Origin of the sequence: Chitinophaga sp. CF118, from assembly GCF_900112615.1 — a bacterium.
GTDB lineage: Bacteria > Bacteroidota > Bacteroidia > Chitinophagales > Chitinophagaceae > Chitinophaga.
The window spans coordinates 199,027-217,623 of record NZ_FOMK01000009.1 but is presented as its reverse complement, the minus strand read 5'-3'; the positions used below and the strand labels follow the sequence as shown (position 1 = coordinate 217,623).

At 42.1% G+C, this 18,597-nt stretch carries 14 protein-coding genes; 4 read left to right on the top strand and 10 right to left on the bottom strand.

Annotated elements, in window-relative coordinates; all coding sequences use genetic code 11:
* The 4 genes from BM176_RS26280 to BM176_RS26265 form a co-directional block, all read right to left on the bottom strand.
* Positions 1 to 2,034, bottom strand: coding sequence for a ComEC/Rec2 family competence protein (locus BM176_RS26280; protein ID WP_090107380.1), 2,034 nt, complete (start codon positions 2,032 to 2,034; stop codon positions 1 to 3).
* Between the two features lie 512 nt (positions 2,035 to 2,546).
* The gene (gene carB, locus BM176_RS26275) at positions 2,547 to 5,363 is read right to left on the bottom strand and encodes a carbamoyl-phosphate synthase large subunit (RefSeq protein ID WP_090107379.1); all 2,817 of its coding nucleotides are present in this window, start codon (positions 5,361 to 5,363) and stop codon (positions 2,547 to 2,549) included.
* 268 nt (positions 5,364 to 5,631) lie between these two features.
* Positions 5,632 to 6,891 carry an MFS transporter gene (locus tag BM176_RS26270; protein ID WP_090107378.1) on the bottom strand — a complete coding sequence of 420 codons (1,260 nt, stop codon included), beginning with the start codon at positions 6,889 to 6,891 and terminating at the stop codon, positions 5,632 to 5,634.
* Between the two features lies 1 nt (position 6,892).
* Positions 6,893 to 7,639 (bottom strand): DeoR/GlpR family DNA-binding transcription regulator, encoded by a 747-nt coding sequence (locus BM176_RS26265; protein WP_090107377.1) that lies wholly within the window; start codon positions 7,637 to 7,639, stop codon positions 6,893 to 6,895.
* Between the two features lie 72 nt (positions 7,640 to 7,711).
* On the opposite strand from BM176_RS26265, the gene BM176_RS26260 reads away from it, so the two are divergent.
* Positions 7,712 to 8,233: a 5' nucleotidase, NT5C type gene (locus BM176_RS26260; protein ID WP_090107376.1), complete on the top strand. Its 522-nt coding sequence runs from the start codon at positions 7,712 to 7,714 to the stop codon at positions 8,231 to 8,233.
* Here BM176_RS26260 and BM176_RS26255 read toward each other — a convergent pair.
* Positions 8,228 to 8,677: a hypothetical protein gene (locus BM176_RS26255; protein ID WP_090107375.1), complete on the bottom strand. Its 450-nt coding sequence runs from the start codon at positions 8,675 to 8,677 to the stop codon at positions 8,228 to 8,230. The genes BM176_RS26260 and BM176_RS26255 overlap by 6 nt on opposite strands.
* Before the next feature lie 204 nt (positions 8,678 to 8,881).
* Positions 8,882 to 9,508: a helix-turn-helix domain-containing protein gene (locus BM176_RS26250; RefSeq protein WP_090107374.1), complete on the bottom strand. Its 627-nt coding sequence runs from the start codon at positions 9,506 to 9,508 to the stop codon at positions 8,882 to 8,884.
* 398 nt (positions 9,509 to 9,906) lie between these two features.
* On the opposite strand from BM176_RS26250, the gene BM176_RS26245 reads away from it, so the two are divergent.
* From BM176_RS26245 to BM176_RS26235, 3 genes are all read left to right on the top strand, one after another.
* On the top strand, positions 9,907 to 10,203 hold the full coding sequence (locus BM176_RS26245; protein WP_090107373.1) for a hypothetical protein: 297 nt from the start codon (positions 9,907 to 9,909) through the stop codon (positions 10,201 to 10,203).
* 204 nt (positions 10,204 to 10,407) lie between these two features.
* Positions 10,408 to 12,321, top strand: coding sequence for an acetate--CoA ligase (acs, locus tag BM176_RS26240; RefSeq protein ID WP_090107372.1), 1,914 nt, complete (start codon positions 10,408 to 10,410; stop codon positions 12,319 to 12,321).
* Positions 12,322 to 12,567: 246 nt separating this feature from the next.
* Complete coding sequence (locus BM176_RS26235; protein ID WP_177230553.1) at positions 12,568 to 13,371, top strand: alpha/beta hydrolase; 804 nt, start codon at positions 12,568 to 12,570, stop codon at positions 13,369 to 13,371.
* A gap of 200 nt (positions 13,372 to 13,571) precedes the next feature.
* On the opposite strand, the gene BM176_RS26230 is transcribed toward BM176_RS26235, so the two are convergent.
* From BM176_RS26230 to BM176_RS26215, 4 genes are all read right to left on the bottom strand, one after another.
* Positions 13,572 to 14,135, bottom strand: a complete 564-nt coding sequence (locus tag BM176_RS26230) for a L,D-transpeptidase family protein (protein ID WP_090107370.1) — start codon at positions 14,133 to 14,135, stop codon at positions 13,572 to 13,574.
* A gap of 119 nt (positions 14,136 to 14,254) precedes the next feature.
* Positions 14,255 to 17,200: a M16 family metallopeptidase gene (locus BM176_RS26225; protein ID WP_090107369.1), complete on the bottom strand. Its 2,946-nt coding sequence runs from the start codon at positions 17,198 to 17,200 to the stop codon at positions 14,255 to 14,257.
* Positions 17,201 to 17,375: 175 nt separating this feature from the next.
* Positions 17,376 to 17,615, bottom strand: coding sequence for a hypothetical protein (locus BM176_RS26220; protein ID WP_090107368.1), 240 nt, complete (start codon positions 17,613 to 17,615; stop codon positions 17,376 to 17,378).
* Between the two features lie 32 nt (positions 17,616 to 17,647).
* Entirely contained in the window at positions 17,648 to 18,553 is a 906-nt protein-coding gene (locus tag BM176_RS26215; protein ID WP_090107367.1) for an outer membrane beta-barrel protein, read from the bottom strand.
* Positions 18,554 to 18,597: the final 44 nt, after the last annotated feature.

Below are 18,597 nucleotides of genomic sequence, written 5' to 3'. Positions count from 1 at the left end.
TTAGAATTTTACGACATAAGCTCCCTGATCCGGAACCGAAAAGAAGCGCAAAGTTAGCGCGTAACAATCACTTTTCCATTGTTCAATACTCTTTCGTTTGTTTGAAGCATCAAAAATTATGAGCCCCGCATCAAATAATGCATCCAATTGTTTGATATCCACATGTGGATTATGTGAAAGTAAAAGATAATCTATCCTGATTTTTTTTCCTGTAGCAGCTACCTGTAATGCGCCGTCGATCACCAGCAGCCGTTTATTCCCCACAGTAAGATAGTGTGAAGGCGTACGGCAACTCCGGAGAATTTTAAAGGATGCTCTTGATGGTTGCAGGTAAAGATCTAAGAAAGCATCTCCAAAAAAACGTACACTACGTCCGTCTATTACATCAACAGCTGTATGTGCCGGAATGTTGTACACCACCAATTGATGCTGCTGGTGTGCCTGCAAACTGTCGGCCATATTCCACACAGCCCATATCAGACAACTCCAGAGTGCCGTTATCAATCCTCTCGTCCAACGGCACAACCACCACACCAAGATCCCTGCGACCATTATATAACAGCAAATGGTACCATATAATGTGATATAGATTTCCCGGATCAATGCTCCCGGCAGGTGTCCGATTTCTGCAATTCCTTTATTCATCCAGACCATCAGCCATTGTAGACAGGTGCCCATATAATGAGCCGGTATGTTGAATTTGCCCAGCATTAATAGCAGAATCTCTCCATAGAGGATTATAGTAGATAAAGGCACGGCCAGCAGATTCGCTGGCAGAAAGTACAAAGGAAACTGATGAAAGTAGTATAGGCAAACAGGCAAAGTAAGTAACTGAGCAGCCAGTGTAAGGGCGATGGCTTCCCAAATCTTGTCCAGCCAGCGATTGCGCAAATAGAGCAAACTATAGAGCGGTTTGAAACAAATAAGAATACTTAATACTGCCAGATATGATAACTGGAATCCCGCATCTGTAAGCAAACCGGGATCATAACATAATAACAGGAAGGCAGAAGCCGCCAGTGTATTGTATACATTGGTATAACGATCAAGTACAAACTTTCCCACCGTGATAAAAGTGAACATCACACTTGCCCGCAGTACTGATGCAGACGCGCCGGTGAGCAAGGTAAAAGCCCACAGGAGAAAAATGATAAGCAGCGCTTTCAACATGTTAGTAAACCGGTGAGCAGGCCACCACTGCAGCAACCATAACAGGCTACCGTAAATAAGAGCCAGATGCATTCCGGAAATAGCAATGATATGTACAATCCCCGTATTGGTATAATCCTGTACCATTTCTTTGTCCAGATCATACCGGTAGCCTATGAGCAGTGCTGCTGCCAATCCGGCCTCCTTTCCTCCTATATACTGATTGAGGATACGCAAACAGTAATTCCTGGCAGATAATAAAATATCTCCTTTATTCCGCTTATTTAACTGCCACTCTCCCGTTTGCAGATATGCCTGCTGATAAATCTGATGAGCTGCACAGTACCTGCGGTAATCAAATGCACCCGGATTACCACTATTGGATACTGCATTCAATTTATTACACAGCAACAACCGGTCTCCACACTGCAAAGCAGTAACAGCGGTATCTTTCTGCAGATACAAAAGCAGAGATCCTTTTACGGGTAGCATGCTATCCCTGCGGACAATAGCTGTTACCTGCACTGTGGTACGATAAGAACGGGCCTTTTCCTGTAATGGCTCTTTTACAATAACAAGCAGGAAATCTGTTGATCGCAAAACATGACCATAGTAATATTGGTTGTGCCGTACATCTGAGTAATATGTCAGGAGATAGCCAGCACAAATAATCAGGAGGTGTAGAATTACACCCATTGTCCAACCATATACATATCTGATCCAGACAGACAGGCGGGATAACAGGAATAGCAGCAGCAATAACAGTCCGCAACCGGCCCAGATAATTCCAGGGAATAATGGCAGATATGGTTGTAAAACAATGCCTATGGCTAATGGGAAGATCAGACGCACGAAAGGTGCGCGTTTCAAAAAGGCAACAAACATGGTTTTATATTTTGAGGTACACAAAGATCCCAAATATCCCTACGAAATTCTCCGGGGATTACCTTCATCTTCATCTTTACCTATGATACGCAAATATGCAAAATATTAGCACCAGACCCGTCTTTAAATTTTGAACGCTCGATAAGTTTTTAGGGCAAAATATATTTCTGCAATAAGATCAATTTTAAATATCTATATATTTAATAATTAATATTGTATTGATAAATAGTTATTTAATAATAACGGTTTTCTTAATCTGTTATTGATTAGTTAACATCTTTTTAATATTTAATATTTATAGTAAACTGCACTACCGGTCACGCTATTTATGCAAATAAATAGACGTGTCTTTAATGGTTATTTTGAGGGAAAAGAAAGAGCCTGATCTTCATCAGGCTCTGATTTTTTTATACCACACCGCGATATTATTGCTCTGCAAACAGACTAAAAATAAAAGCAAAACGCCTTCCAAAATGGAAGGCGTTTTGCTTTATAAGATATTGTATACTGCGCTATTTGCTCAGGTACATACTTTTCTCTTTGTATAATGTTCTAAAGTAAGGATCACGCAGATCTTTGATAAAGCGGATGGCCTCACCGGTAGATTTCATTTCAGGTCCTAACTCTTTGTTCACACCGGGGAACTTGTTAAAAGAGAACACTGGTTCTTTGATAGCAAAACCTTTCAGGTTCTTCTCTATCGTGAAATCTTTCAGTTTCTTGGCACCCAGCATTACTTTGGTAGCGATATTCAGATATGGCACCTGGTATGCTTTGGCGATGAAAGGAGTGGTACGTGAGGCACGTGGATTCGCTTCGATCACGAACACCTGTCCGTTTTTGATAGCAAACTGAATGTTGATCAGTCCGCGGATATTCAGTGCGCGTGCAATCTTCTCTGCATAAAACTCCATGGTAGTTACTTCCAGCGGAGTGAGATTGAATGATGGCAATAACGCATTGCTGTCTCCACTATGAATACCGGCAGGTTCAATATGTTCCATCACTCCCATCACATGGAAATCTTCTCCGTCGAAGATACCATCTATCTCTGCCTCCTGGCAACGATCCAGGAAGTGGTCAATCAGGATCTTATTACCTGGTAAGTGCTTCAGCAGGCTTAATACGGATGTTTCCAGTTCTTCCTCATTAATCACGATTCTCATACGCTGGCCACCCAGTACATATGAAGGACGAACCAATACAGGATATCCTACTTCTTTTGCTACTTCGATAGCGTCATCTGTATTATAAGCGGTACCGTAATTGGGGTAAGGAATGCCCAGATCTTTCAGCAGATCGGAGAAACGGCCACGATCTTCGGCAATGTCCATGTTATCGAAAGAAGTACCGATAATTTTGATACCTTTTTCTTCCAGACGTTTCGCCAGCTTCAGCGCTGTTTGTCCACCCAATTGTACAATCACCCCTTCTGGTTTTTCCAGCTCTATGATTTCCCAGAGGTGTTCCCAGAATACAGGCTCGAAGTACAGCTTGTCTGCCATGTCGAAGTCCGTAGATACTGTTTCAGGGTTACAGTTCACCATGATGGCGTCATAACCGCACTCCTGGATAGCCTGCAGGCCATGGGTGCAACAGTAATCGAATTCGATACCCTGACCGATACGGTTAGGACCGGAGCCCAGTACAATCACTTTCTTCTTTTCAGAAGGCTTGCTTTCATTCTCGGTATCAAAAGTAGAATAGAAATAAGGCGTTTTAGCTTCAAACTCCGCAGCGCAGGTATCTACCATTTTATAGGTACGGGTAATGCCCAGCGATTTACGCTTTTCATATACCTCTTCTTCTTCACAGTTACCAAGTAAGTGGGTCAGCTGCATATCAGAGAAGCCCATCTTTTTGGCATCGTGCAGCATGTCCTTGGGCACAGTGTTAAGGTCATACTCCAGCAATTGCTTTTCCAGCGTAACGATATCATTGATCTGGTTCAGGAACCATTTATCTATATAGGTAAGCTGATGTAAATGCTTCACAGAAACACCTTCCATCAGGGCATCCTTGATACGGAAGATCCTGTCCCAGGTAGGCGTTTTCATTCTTTCCAGCAATTGCTCGCTCTTCATGAGTGATTTGCCGTAATATCCTAATCCAAGCGCATCATTTTCCAGACTCTGACAGGCTTTCTGCAGCGCTTCAGGGAAAGTACGGCCGATGGCCATTACCTCACCCACTGATTTCATCTGCAATCCAAGAGTCTGATCTGCACCTTTGAATTTATCAAAGTTCCAGCGTGGCATTTTTACTATTACGTAGTCCAGTGCCGGCTCAAAGAAAGCGGAAGTGGTTTTGGTGATCTGGTTTTCCAGTTCATCCAGTGTATAACCGATAGCCAGTTTAGCAGCTATTTTCGCAATAGGATAACCCGTTGCCTTGGAAGCCAGGGCAGAAGAGCGGCTTACGCGGGGATTGATCTCGATAGCGATCAGTTCCTCATTCTCAGGGTTCAGGGAGAACTGTACATTACAACCTCCGGCAAAGTTGCCAAGGTCGCGCATCATCATAATTGCTTTGTTACGCATGTCCTGGAAAGCGGTATCGCTCAGGGTCATGGCAGGAGCCACTGTAATGGAGTCGCCAGTATGGATCCCCATAGGGTCCAGGTTCTCTACAGTACAGATGATCACCACGTTATCATTACTATCGCGTAGTAATTCCAGTTCGAATTCCTTCCAGCCCAGTACTGCTTTTTCTACCAGTACTTCGTGGATGGGAGATGCCTGTAATCCGCGTTGAAGTGCTTCATCCAGTTCATCTTTACTGTGTACAAAACCGCCACCGGTACCACCCAGGGTAAAGGATGGACGGATTACCAGCGGGAAACCGATTTCCTGGGCAAATTCTTTTCCTTCAAGGAAAGAGTTGGCTGTTCTGGCAGGAGCTACGGGCACACCAAGAGCAATCATCCACTGGCGGAACTGTTCACGGTCTTCTGCTTTATCGATCGCTTTAATATCCACACCAATCAGGCGTACATTATATTTCTGCCATATTCCCAGCTCATCCACTTCTTTACAGAGATTCAGTGCTGTTTGTCCACCCATGGTTGGCAATACGGCATCTATCTGATGCTCTTCCAGGATCTGTTCTATACTTTCTACCGTGAGGGGCAACAAGTATACCTTGTCGGCCATCATAGGATCCGTCATGATAGTAGCCGGATTCGAATTTATCAGAACCACCTTAATTCCTTCTTCGCGCAGCGAACGTGCCGCCTGGGAACCGGAATAGTCAAATTCACAAGCCTGACCAATAATAATAGGACCAGAACCAATAATAAGAACAGATTTGATAGAGGAGTCTTTAGGCATTTGCGTTTTCTATTGTAAAATTAAAAACCTGACGATTTTAATACCATTCACCAGACAAAAAAATCGTGCAAAAGTACGGTTTTCAAAGCGTATTGTTAGAATAAAAATTTTCCTCTTCAATAAGCTTTCAGTCTTAACCCTTTACTGACAAGAGAAAAAAGAAACGAATAGTAATTATACATATATCATAACTTAAAGATGGCGTATCAAATAAATGATACGCCATCTTTATAATTAATTCCAGGCCCTTGATTTATTTCCTCGCTTTTTAGTTCTTTAACTTCCCACTCATCAAAGCGATACACATTCCCATTACTGCTATAATAGAAAACGAAATTCGTAAACTGGTTGCCTGTGCCACAAACCCGATAAGCGGTGGGCCCAACAGGAAACCCAGGTAACCAATGGTAGATACTGCTGCCAGGGCCATACCGGGAGAGAATGTTTTACTCCGTCCTGCGGTGCTATATACTAAGGGCACCACAGAAGACACACCCGCTCCTACCAGCAGAAATCCGAAGATAGCAGTGGGAAAATAAGGTAATGCTACAGCAATGATCAACCCCGCGGCAGTAAGACCTCCGCTTAACTGCAACATCCGCTTTACACCAAAACGGGTGGTGAGTGCATCTGCAATGAAACGGAATGCCGCCATCGTACTCATAAATGCGGTATATCCAATTCCGGCAATGCCTTCTGGAGAATGAATCACTTTTTTGAAATATACCCCGCTCCAGTCAAACATTGTCCCTTCACAGATCATAGAGCAAAAAGCAATGATGCCAAGGATTACAATTACCTTCAATACACTCCATTTCCGTTTTACCAGGTGCACCAGGTATTGTCTTACTCTTTTTATTTTTAGCAGCATTACTCTCCTTATCAGTCTGGCAAGCTTTGCATCAATGCTTCTGTCTGTTTTTGCAAGAATGTCTTCTTCTATTTTCACATCATGGCGAACTACTGATCGGATACTTACTCCTACAATAATAATAGCGATTACCATGATGATCAGGAAATGCTGATAAGGAACAATCCCTCCGGCAGCCATCCCTGTTCCTATAGCCGCTCCAGTAAAGCCTGCCAGGCTCCACAAGCCATGAAAAGAGGCCATAATAGAACGTCCATACATTGCCTCTACGAGTACGGCCTGTGTATTTACGGCAATGTTTGCCATGTTTCCACAGAAGCCAAATAACATCAGGCAGCCAAATAACTGCCAGGAATGTTCTACCAATCCCAGTGTAGGCAAAACCCCACCGTAGAGTAATCCAGCCACCATGAGCACCTGCCGGCTTCCAAATTTGCCAACCAGCCATCCTGCCACCGGCATAGAGATCATAGAGCCTATTGGCAACGCGAGCAGCATACCGCCAAGTTCCCCTTCACTCATATGCAGTTTCTGCTGAATGGCAGGGATACGGGAAGCCCAGCTGGCAAAGCAGAGTCCTGTTAAGAAGAACAATGCACTTACCGCAATACGTGCGGTTTTTTTGTGAGGATAGTCTAAAGTTAGTTCCTGTAACATATTAAATCACTTTTATGCCCAATTGCAGGTAAGGAGTTGCCATTGCAAGTCCTGCTGCATCAGTAATGATGGTATCCATCTCTGTAATATCACAAACCTTATACGGTTCGGCTGTACCCATTTTATCACTGGTAACAAGGGCGATGACCCTGTTGGCGGATTGTACCATCACATTCTTCACTGCGGCTTCTTCCATATCCGGGCCCGTTACCCCTACTTCTGTATGCAGGCTGCATACTCCCATGAAACATATATCGGCACGTACCTTTTCCAGCATCCGGATAGTATCCAGTCCTGCTGTAACCTGTGAGCTTTTAAAAATACGCCCTCCTGTCAGGATCACTTCTATTCCAGGATGTTCCATCAATTGCATAGCAATGGGGATGCTGGGGGTAATAACTGTAAGTTTTAAGGAGGGTGGGAATAACTTTACGAGAGCATAGGTAGATGTTCCTCCATCTATAATTACCGTTTGCCCGTCATGTAAAAAAGACAATGCTTTACCCGCAATTGCTTTTTTAGAGTCTTCATGAATACCAATACGTTCGTTAAAAGTGTAAGGATGAGGAGAATGCGGGATAGCCCCGCCTCTTACTTTAATTAACAAGCCATTTTGCGCCAGAGTTTCCAAATCGCGACGTACAGTATCTTCAGATACCTGCAAGTCATTACTCAACTCGGTGTGCAATACTTTATGGTCTGCTTTTAATTTTTTGAGGATATAATCAAACCGCTCCTCTTTCAGCATGTTCTTGCAATTTTATGCAATATTATGAAATAATTTGCAATAAATGCATAACTTTGCAAAAAACAGCAGGATATGGCAAGAATAGCAATAGACATGGACGGCGTAATGGCAGATACTACTCAACAGTTTATCGACTATTATGCAAAAAAATATGGCGTGGAAGTAAACAGGGAGACGTTGAACGGGCAGCCTGAAGCAAGTGGTTTTCCGCATGACAAGGAAATTATCCGTAGTTTTTTATTTGAACCGGGATTTTTCAGGACCAAGGTGGTGATCAAAGACAGCCAGGAAATAATTAAGGCCTTGTGTGAGAAACATGAGGTGTTCATTGTGTCTGCAGCAATAGAATTTCCTACTTCATTAAACGAGAAACTGGAATGGCTGGAGGAACACTATCCTTTTATAAGCTGGCAGAATATTGTTTTCTGTGGATCTAAAACTATTGTACAGGCTGATTATATGATTGATGATCATGTAAAGAACCTGCAACATTTCAAAGGAGAAGCCATCATGTTTACAGCACCACATAATATAAACGTAACAGGCTACAAACGTGTAGACACCTGGCAAGAAGTAGGCGCTCTGTTATTATAGATCAATCCCTGCTACGTTATTGATACTATTAAATTCGTAGAATCCGGGATCAGTGGCATATCCTTTTGTAACAGGCTGGTAAAGCAGATCATAAGCACACCTTTCAAAGGCAACTGCATCAATGATCAGTTCCTGTGTAAGATTATGCCAGTTACAGGTAACACCATCTATCCCTCCGCTATCTTCCAGTTCCCTGGCGGTTGCATCCCTGAATACTGGCCACCACATTTCCAGTGTTAATGCTACTTCACGTATAATCAGATGGATGGTATCCGGTAGAATAGTGTACTCTTCTACCTTTATTAAGGCATTACGCTGATCACGGTTCAATCGTTTTGCCAGTATCTCACGATTCTGTTTTTGTGTAAGCAATTCGCTGGCACCGTTAATCTGCATTCCTATATACCATATGGGGGAATCAAATGCATTTGGCAGAAAATCCATATGAAGCAGATTTATAATTATCAGAAAATTAGTGTACAGTATTGATCTTATCAATATCCTGATGGTAACGTTAGTGAAATTATAATAATTTTATGATACAATAAAAAAGGAAAGGTCAATTTTCATAGGCTACAGAATAATAAAATAACTCGTGGAACTACAATAGATAACAATATGTTCTGGCTGATAAACTTATTATTCAAATCAGGATCCTTTTTTGGAACGGACCTGTTTGCGCAACTGGATAATATCTTTCTTGGCCAACTCCAGGCCTTCTTTAAGAGAGGAATAGTTTTTCAATAACTGATTGTGCTCTTCCAGTAATTTATAATACTTTTCCCGCATCGCCAGCATTTCATCATTATCAGCCTGTCGCGCATCGTCCAGAGCTCCGGGATACAGGAAACCAGCGGTAGTCATTTCAAGTGCCCTTGCTACACGCTCTAATTCTTCTGTACCAAAAAGTTCTTTCTCGAACAAATTATACATCGTTCTGCGGCTCATTCCCAAACGTTTTGCCAGCCTGGTTTTGTTCAATCCCCGCTCTCCTATAAGCTCCATTAAACGACTACCATGATGCAAAATGGTATGCTCCCCGGCTTTATCGCCACTGCTTACCGTAACACTGTTCCATTCATAAAATTCTTCCGGTGTAATATTTATTAACTCACAGAATTTCTCCAGCGTACTCCGCTTCATGTCACTTTTACGTAAATGGTAGTGGGCTATCTGGTTTGTAAAACCTGCCAGATCGGCAAAGTCGACTATCTTGATTTTCTTCTGCTTTAAAATTTGCTTCAGGCGCTGGCCCATGTGGATTAACCTGGACATGTATACTTTAGATTAGTTGATAGCTTCAGTGTGTGCAACCCATACAATATAATAATAATTTCCATTTCATTTTATCAAATGGAAATTTCATATAGACAATATGGTTATTATACTGCGAAGGAACTAAAAAATCAGTTATTAAAAAAAATAACCGTTACACAATTTGCTAAAACGAAAAAGTTGACATTTTCAGACACATATTAAAACTATCTATCTCAAAACCCTTTGCCACAGGGCGTTTCAAGAATAAATATATTCTTAAAAATATATGTGCAAAATTTGGGACAATAAAATAATTATAAATACATTTGCTTACATGTAACCATAAATAGATATAACGATTATCGCATTCCCAATAAATTAATGTTTCCCAAATTTTAAAAACAACAACTACTGATATGAAAAAATCCATGCCTTCTACACCACAACCTGTTAATGTATTACAGGATGTGCATTCCAGAATGATCAATCTTCCCATATATTTCCGGGAACGGGTATGTGAGGAATGCGCCTGGAGTGTGCCTACTTTTTATCGCAAGATGCGTAATGCAAACAAAGCCGGCGGTATTGCCAAAGACAAGATCATTCCTTCTCTCAGCAATGCCGAAACAGAAAAGATTATTGCTGTAATGGACGAAGTATACCAGAACTTCTGGAATTACTGCGAAAAATACCGCAAAAAACCAGGCAAGTAAACACTAAGCTGCGAATACTTCTCTCAAAACTCTGATTTCAACCCCTGTGTTTTCCCTCTCCTGATTCTCCTCTTTTAAAGATTTTCTTCTCCTCATTATCGATAGTATATCACTATTACTATTGACTATTGCTCATTTTTATTAAATTTAAGCCGCATTGACATCACGTTATTCACTTAATGACCAACAAAACTGATTGCAGATATGGCTTATCCGTACCAGATTAAAAGCTTAGAAGAGTATCAACAGAACTATCAGCAAAGCGTAATGGACCCGGAAGGCTTCTGGGCAAACGTTGCCGATCACTTTTACTGGCGCCGGAAATGGGACAAAGTATTAGAATGGAACTTTAAAGACCCCGATGTTAAATGGTTTGTTGGCGGCAAACTGAATATCACAGAGAATTGCCTTGACAGACATCTGGGTACATTAGGAAATACTCCTGCCATTATCTGGGAACCAAATGATCCCGAAGAACGTCACCGTGTTATTACCTATCGCGATCTATATAATAAGGTATGCCAGTTTGCAAACGTGCTCAAAAACAATGGCGTTAAAAAAGGAGATCGTGTATGTATCTATATGGGTATGATACCCGAACTGGCTATTTCCGTGCTGGCCTGCGCCCGCATCGGTGCCATCCATTCTGTAGTATTTGGTGGCTTCAGTGCCCAATCTATTGCAGACAGGATCCAGGATGCCCAATGTAACCTCGTTATTACCTGCGATGGGGCATTTCGCGGCAACAAAGACATTCCCCTGAAATCTGTGATCGATGATGCCCTGGTTTCCTGCCCTTCAGTTAAAAAAGTAATTGTATCTACCCGCACCCGCACTCCGGTGAGTATGATCAAAGGACGCGATCTCTGGTGGGAAGATGAAATCAAACAAGTGGAAACAATGGGCAACCCTCCCTGCCCGGCAGAAGAAATGGATGCTGAAGACATGCTCTTTATCCTCTACACTTCCGGATCCACCGGTAAACCAAAAGGCGTTGTACACACTTGCGGCGGCTATATGGTATACGCCAATTATACATTCGTAAATACCTTCCAGTACCAACCTGGTGAAGTATATTTCTGTACTGCAGACGTGGGTTGGATCACTGGCCATAGTTATATCATCTACGGTCCGCTGAGCGCGGGTGCTACCACACTCATGTTTGAAGGGGTACCTACCTATCCCGATGCCGGACGCCTTTGGTCTATCACTGATAAGTTCCGTGTAAACACACTATATACTGCGCCTACGGCTATCAGAAGCTTAATGAGCTATGGCCTTGGTCCGGTAAATCATAAAGATCTCAGCTCCCTGAAAAAACTGGGTAGTGTGGGTGAACCCATCAATGAAGAAGCATGGCATTGGTTTAAAGATAATATCGGGAAAGGACGCTGCCCTATAGTAGATACCTGGTGGCAAACAGAAACCGGGGGGATCATGATCACCCCAATAGCGGGTATTACTCCGGAAAAACCGGGCTATGCCACCTTACCTCTCCCCGGCATACAACCTATCCTTGTAGATGAAACCGGTAAAGAAGTAACAGGGAACAATGTGAACGGCAACCTCTGTATCAAGTTCCCTTGGCCAGGTATGTTACGTACTACCTATGGTGATCATGAACGCTGCCGTACCACCTATTTTGCTACATACGATAATCTTTATTTTACGGGTGATGGCTGCCTCCGCGATGAAGATGGTTACTACCGCATTACCGGCCGTGTGGATGATGTACTAAACGTGAGCGGTCACCGTATTGGTACTGCTGAAGTGGAAAATGCCATCAATATGCACTCTGGTGTGGTAGAAAGCGCTGTTGTGGGATACCCTCATGATATCAAAGGACAAGGTATTTATGCTTATGTGATCACAGACCGCATGACACACGATCCTGAACTTACTAAAAAAGATATCCTGCAAACTGTATCCCGGATCATTGGCCCTATTGCCAAACCAGATAAGATCCAGTTTGTAAGCGGATTGCCTAAAACCCGCTCCGGCAAAATCATGCGCCGCATCCTGCGTAAAATAGCAGAAGGCGAAACGGATAATCTCGGCGATACCAGCACATTACTTGATCCTTCTATTGTAGAAGAGATCAAACGTGGTAAAATATAAATGATAAAAAGAGAGCGTTCAATACGCTCTCTTTTTATTCCAGTTCCCAATGGAGTTAAGCGAATCCTAAGCCCTTTTATTTATTTTTCTTACCGCGTACTTTTTTGTTACATGAAGTTTTTTAAACGCCTCCTATATCTTCTTTTAGTACTCTTCCTTCTACTGAATGTAATTACAGCATTTCATGCATGGAAATTTACTCATTTCTACCCCGCCGGTTTATATAAAAACAAAAAACCGGAACAAATGAATGCATGGGAAAAAGCAAAAACTGTTCTTCTTGGCGTACGATTATCAAAATCTGTAGTCCGTATAAAACCAGATACTCCTTTTGAAACAGTGCTGCTCCATACTGCCAGCGGCCTTAAACTGGAAGCATGGTGGATCCCTTCTCCTAAAGCCATCGGCACCGTTATATTATTTCATGGCTATGGCGGTTGTAAAGATGGTACTCTTGCAGAAGCCAGTTACTTCCGGCAACTGGGCTACAATACTTTCCTGCTGGACTTCCGGGGCAATGGTAACAGTGACGGCTATACCTGTACCGTTGGCTTCAAAGAAGCAGAAGATGTAAAACTGGCTTATAACTATGTACAGCAAAGGGGAGAAAAACATATCATTCTCTGGGGAATGAGCATGGGGGCTGCGGCAATCTTAAAAGCAGTTCCTGAATATAAACTGCAACCAGACAAAGTGATCCTGGAATGCCCTTTTGCTACGCTGACGGATGCCGTGAAGGCAAGGATGAGGGCAGTACATGTTCCCGGTACGCCATTCTCCCAGGTACTTACCTTTTGGGGTGGAGTGGAACATGGTTTCTGGGGGGCCGGTTATAAACCAGAGGCATATGCCAGGGAAATAAAAATGCCGGCGCTCGTATGCTGGGGCGCACTGGATTTCCGGGTTACCCGGCATGAAACCGATCTTATTTATCAGCATTTAAACAGTAAGAAAAAACAGCTGGTTGTATTTAATGAGTCTTACCATCAATCTTTTTGTCGTAAAGAACCTCTTAAATGGAAAACCGCTGTTAAGAAATTTCTGCAATAAAAAACACGCTTCACAGAATGAAGCGTGCCCTTCACAAAGCCAATACCCGCTTATGATAATTCATGATACCAGCTACGCGCTGATATCACTACAAATGCTCTGCTTTCGATAGCAGCATTGATCCTTATCAATAAGGTAATGAGATTGGAGATTAACAGTCTTCAAAGATAACAGCGGAGACTGCAACAGGAATGCTATTATTAACGCCTGATTACTACAGGTGTTCCTACTTTTATGATTTCATACAGTTCTGCTACATCCATCGTTTTCATACTGATGCAACCCAGCGTCCAGTTGATCCGGCTTTCTACATAATTATCCCGGATGCCGGATTCGTATTCCACACCATGAATACCAATACCGCCGCCAATAGTTGCATTGGAAGGTAAAATCCCTTCAGATTGCAGCTGATGAAACTTTGTCCAGGAGGTTTCATTGGGGTAATCAAGTAACATGAAACGACTCCAGCTTTTATCAAAACGTTTACTCTGAATATGGAAAGTTCCTTCCGGTGTACGACGGTCTCCTTCCAGTTGCTTGTCCGACTGGTCACGGTTTCCGAATACAACTTTGTACACTTTGCGCAAGGTTACATCTTCATACAGATACAACCTGTAATCACTCTTATCTATCAGCAGAAATACTTTATCCGGATCAATATTATCACGAGTAACTTTCACATTATACAGGTCTTCAACTCTTCCGGCATTTAACCCTGTTACTGACACAAGTAACAGGAATAATATCAAACTATAACAACGCATCTTCACAAGGTATTAGCTTAATCTTAACGTTGGCCTTCAACTCTTTATTGTGAAATAAAAATGAAAAGGGAGGAAGAGCAAGCTGCCCTTTCTCCCTTTCATTTTACATTTATCAAAGATTAATATCCAAAGATCTCTTCGAGTGATAATTTTTTTACATCACCATATTTTTTCAGATTATCCAGACTAATCTTCTTTTCAGAAGCCAGGATACAATAAGTATAAGGCTTACCTGAAAGATTCTGATTATGGAATAATTTCACATTATCAAAAGTAATCTTATCAATATTCTCATATACAGTTTTACGGTAGTCGGTATTTAAACCAAGCTTTTTAGCAGCGAGGTAAGTAAAAATGATTCCGTCCTGTGTAATACGTTCTGTTTCGATATCCTGTTTCTGACTCATTTTAGATGTTTCAAACAATTTGTCAGAACGGGGTATCTCATTCAGTAACTCATTCATACCGGTAATGGCATCATCCATTTTATCTGCCTGGCTACCTACATAAGCAACTGCAGAATAACGCTCATCCTTTTTATCCGGAGAGGCATAATACGCATAAGTAGAATAAGCCAGTGCTTTGGATTCACGGATGGTCTGGAACACAATAGATCCCATACCACCACCGAAATAATTATTGAACAGGCTGAGAAGCGCTGTATTTTCAGGATTATATACAGTTGTATTCCTTACCCAGTCAACTTCCGACTGTACCATATCATAATCAGCAAACAATACTTTGTTCTTGTCCTGATTTTCTTTCACAAACTTCACTGCAGCAGGAGTTTCTTTAAAGACAGCAGGTAAAACATGCTGTTTTTTAACAGCAGCTACCGCTGATGCCAGTGGCTGAGGACCATAATAAATAATAGTATGTTTATACTCTGGCAATGTATGCAGCAATGCCACAAGGTCTTTGGCAGTAACAGCATCCAGATCTGCCTGGCTTAACTGATTATTGAAAGGGTTTCTTGGGCCATACATTCCATAACTTACCAGTCCTTTCAGGATTGCCCCTTTATTCAGCTTGTTATCTGCACGGCCTTTCAGTATACGCCCTTTTAATGTGGCCAGTACTTCATCGTTAGGCTGACAATTCTTTAGCAGATGTTCGAACAATGATACCGCTTTATCAAAATTTTCCTGTAAACCGGAAATAGTGATAGAAGTTGCATCTGTTCCTGAATTCACATTGAAATTACAGGCTATGTTGTAAAACTCTTTGCTGATCTGCTCTGTAGTATATTTATCAGTACCCAGGAATTGCAGGTACTGTGCTGCCAGAGGCAACAGTTTATTATTCCAGCTTCCCATATCAAAACGGTAGTAAAGACGGAATAAACCATTATCCTTATTCTGGACATACAATACATCTGCCAGTCCTACTTTTCCTTTCTGGATATCTTTATCGAAATCGAGCCACTGTGGTTTTACAGGTGTAGCAGGAATAGCATTTATTTTTGTGATGAAAGCCGACTGTGCTTCGCGGTTTACTTCTACAGGTGTGATGACTGGTTTTTCTACCTTTTCGATATTTTTATCTTCACCTTTCCGTTTGTACAGTAATACGTAGTTGTTCTTCAGATATTTATCCGCAAAATCTACGATTTCCTGTTTGGTCACTTTACCCATATCATCCACAAAAGACACATCTGTAAGCCAGTTTTGACCTCTGTGCTTAATGAAACCATCCATCAGCGAATTAGCACGGTTGTTATTATCTTCCAGTCCCTGCAGTTCTGCCAGTTTAGCATTGTTAACGATCGCTTTTACCAGTGTTTCATCAAACTCACCCTTTTTCAGGATCTCCAGTTGTCCCAGCAGCAGATCTTTCACCTCTTCAAGGGTCTGGCCCTGTTTTGCTTTACCTGCCAATGTGAAAACGGTATAATCCTTCCATTGCATCAGCCCGGCACTTGCGCCCAGCACTTTCTGCTGTTTGTTGATATTAAGATCCAGCAGGCCGGCTTTACCATTGTTCAATACCTGGGAAACCACGCTGAGCAAGGTAGAAGATTTTGTATCCAGCGCTCCCGGCATACGGAATGCAATTGTTACATTTTCTGCATCAGGACCGAGTACTTCTTTTACGATAGGGGCAGTAATAGGAGCCTCTACAGGAGCTTTATATTCAGGTACCGGCTTGGATTGCATATAAGCAAAACTATTGTCTATACTTTTGATCACATAATCAGGATCAAAATCGCCTGCCATTACAATAGCCATATTGTTTGGCACATAATAGGTTTCATAAAACTTGCGGATAGCCTTCAAATTGGGATTTTTCAGGTGTTCCACTGTACCGATGGTGCTCTGTTGTCCATAATTATGAGTAGGGAACAGCGCATTCAGCATCAGCTCGTAAGATTTACGGCCGTCGTTATCCAGGCCCCTGTTCTTTTCTTCATATACGGCTTCCAGCTCTGTATGGAACAGGCGGAAAACGGGATCTTTAAAACGTTCTGATTGTACTGCCAGGAATTTATCTACAGCATTGGAAGGGATATCTTCTTCATAGATCGTTTCTTCCGTCCATGTGTGAGCGTTTGTACCCTGTGCGCCCATTCCAGACATCAGCTTATCGTATTCATTGGCGATAGCATATTTTGCTGCCAGTCCGGATACACTATCTATCTGGTGATAAATGGTTTTCCGTGCAGATGCATCGGTAGTCAGATTGTAGGTGTCATACAATCCTTCGATGTTGTCCAGGTAAGGCTTTTCCTTTGCCCAGTCAAGGGAACCAAACTGCTGGGTTCCTTTAAACAGGAGGTGCTCCAGGTAGTGAGCCAACCCTGTGTGATCACTTGGATCATTGTCACTTCCGGCCCTTGTTCCAATAAGGGTTTGAATCCGTGGATCTTTTTTGTTCACACTGAGAATTACAGTAAGGCCGTTCTTTAACGTGTAAAAACGTGCCTTCATTGGGTCGTTGGAGATATACCGATATTTGTAGCCTCCGGACTCTCCCTCCTTCCATTCATACTTCTGCTGTGCTCCTGCTGTATTGATAAGGGCACAGGTTAACAGCAATAAACAGATTGCGTTCTTAATGAGGTTCATGTGTTGGTGGTGGTTTTTGAAAAATAAAAAAACATTACCAAATATAATGGTAATGTCCGGATGTGATACAACAGGAAAATGTTAAATGGGGCAATAGAATGAGCAGCGGGAGCAATCTTTCATTAGTCAGTGTATAATTCTTATAACACTGATAGTAACTGCATTAAGTTAATTATCAATCAGGATATACTCTTCTGGCGCTGACGTTTATTGTATCCAGATAAACGGTACGGATATAATGTGCAAATAATACTGGTTTTGCATGTACCAGATCTGGAACCGATGGTTCGGGTCTGTAAACAGGCCCGGGAACTGGTTCATGAGCATAAGCTTTTACCCCCACAATTCTTGTATCACACGAATGAGCCCAGACTATAAATCCGGTGCAGGCTAAAAAAGCAACAACAGAACGCATAAATATATTATATTATATTCTACCCAAAAACGTTAAAACCCGTTAAAACGTATACCAATGGAAAATGGATATTGTTCAAGACCGTAGTCATGTAATGGCGTAAGCGCAAAATTACCGTACAATTTTAATGGTCCGTAGCCGATATCTCCGGTGAGACTAACCTTCCATTTGTTGAGGTTAAACTCATCAGTATTCTTCACTTTGCCACGTTCTTTGCTGATCTGTTTGGTACGGGCTTTTACAAGATACCCGCCCATAACACCCATACTCATTTTAAAAGCTCTTGACGGACGCGCCGGATTACTATTAAAATTTAACATGAGCGGTATGCTCAGGTATTCAGCAAAAAGTTTATTCTTTGAAAAACTGATAGTATCACGTAAAATTTCTGTAGGATAACCGGGTACATAGGTAATATTCCTTGCAAAGCGATAGTTATTCATTTCTATCCCCAATGCGTATACCATGTTCAGTTTATGCCTGTAGATATTTAAACGTTGCTGGAACAACCAGATATTTACATTGAGCGATTTTCCAGTTATCAGCTTGAATTCTGATGGTGTTAAAGGCGCACTCCCTGTGCGGGGAGCCAATGTATTAAGGCCTTGTGCAGAATAGGTATAAGATCTGTTCAGATCGGCCAGGTAAGCATTCGTAGGTGTATAATAGGCCTGGGAAACAGCTCCTGAATAATCACTCCGGTCTATATAGTTATTAAAGCCCAGGTCTATCACCAGCCACTTGGTTTGCAGGTTTTTCCTCAGTCTGGCACGTGCATAAGCAGTGTCATTATAGACTTTAAAAATACGCTTACCCTTAATATCTTTTCCCTGCAAAATAATCAATCCTTTCACCTGGATAGTATCCGTGGTCTGGGCTTGTGCACCCACACCTGCAATAAGCAGTAATAATAGCCAGCGTAAAACTTTACACTTCATAGAATATATTTTCAATCATACTGCCGGATCCTACATCCGGCATA

Bases quoted from the DNA above. Each gene is read 5' to 3' on its own strand.
- BM176_RS26280 (WP_090107380.1), bottom strand. From the start codon at position 2,034: ATGTTTGTTGCCTTTTTGAAACGCGCACCTTTCGTGCGTCTGATCTTC.
- carB (WP_090107379.1), bottom strand. From the start codon at position 5,363: ATGCCTAAAGACTCCTCTATCAAATCTGTTCTTATTATTGGTTCTGGT.
- BM176_RS26270 (WP_090107378.1), bottom strand. From the start codon at position 6,891: ATGTTACAGGAACTAACTTTAGACTATCCTCACAAAAAAACCGCACGT.
- BM176_RS26265 (WP_090107377.1), bottom strand. From the start codon at position 7,639: ATGCTGAAAGAGGAGCGGTTTGATTATATCCTCAAAAAATTAAAAGCA.
- BM176_RS26260 (WP_090107376.1), top strand. From the start codon at position 7,712: ATGGCAAGAATAGCAATAGACATGGACGGCGTAATGGCAGATACTACT.
- BM176_RS26255 (WP_090107375.1), bottom strand. From the start codon at position 8,677: ATGGATTTTCTGCCAAATGCATTTGATTCCCCCATATGGTATATAGGA.
- BM176_RS26250 (WP_090107374.1), bottom strand. From the start codon at position 9,508: ATGTCCAGGTTAATCCACATGGGCCAGCGCCTGAAGCAAATTTTAAAG.
- BM176_RS26245 (WP_090107373.1), top strand. From the start codon at position 9,907: ATGAAAAAATCCATGCCTTCTACACCACAACCTGTTAATGTATTACAG.
- acs (WP_090107372.1), top strand. From the start codon at position 10,408: ATGGCTTATCCGTACCAGATTAAAAGCTTAGAAGAGTATCAACAGAAC.
- BM176_RS26235 (WP_177230553.1), top strand. From the start codon at position 12,568: ATGAATGCATGGGAAAAAGCAAAAACTGTTCTTCTTGGCGTACGATTA.
- BM176_RS26230 (WP_090107370.1), bottom strand. From the start codon at position 14,135: ATGCGTTGTTATAGTTTGATATTATTCCTGTTACTTGTGTCAGTAACA.
- BM176_RS26225 (WP_090107369.1), bottom strand. From the start codon at position 17,200: ATGAACCTCATTAAGAACGCAATCTGTTTATTGCTGTTAACCTGTGCC.
- BM176_RS26220 (WP_090107368.1), bottom strand. From the start codon at position 17,615: ATGCGTTCTGTTGTTGCTTTTTTAGCCTGCACCGGATTTATAGTCTGG.
- BM176_RS26215 (WP_090107367.1), bottom strand. From the start codon at position 18,553: ATGAAGTGTAAAGTTTTACGCTGGCTATTATTACTGCTTATTGCAGGT.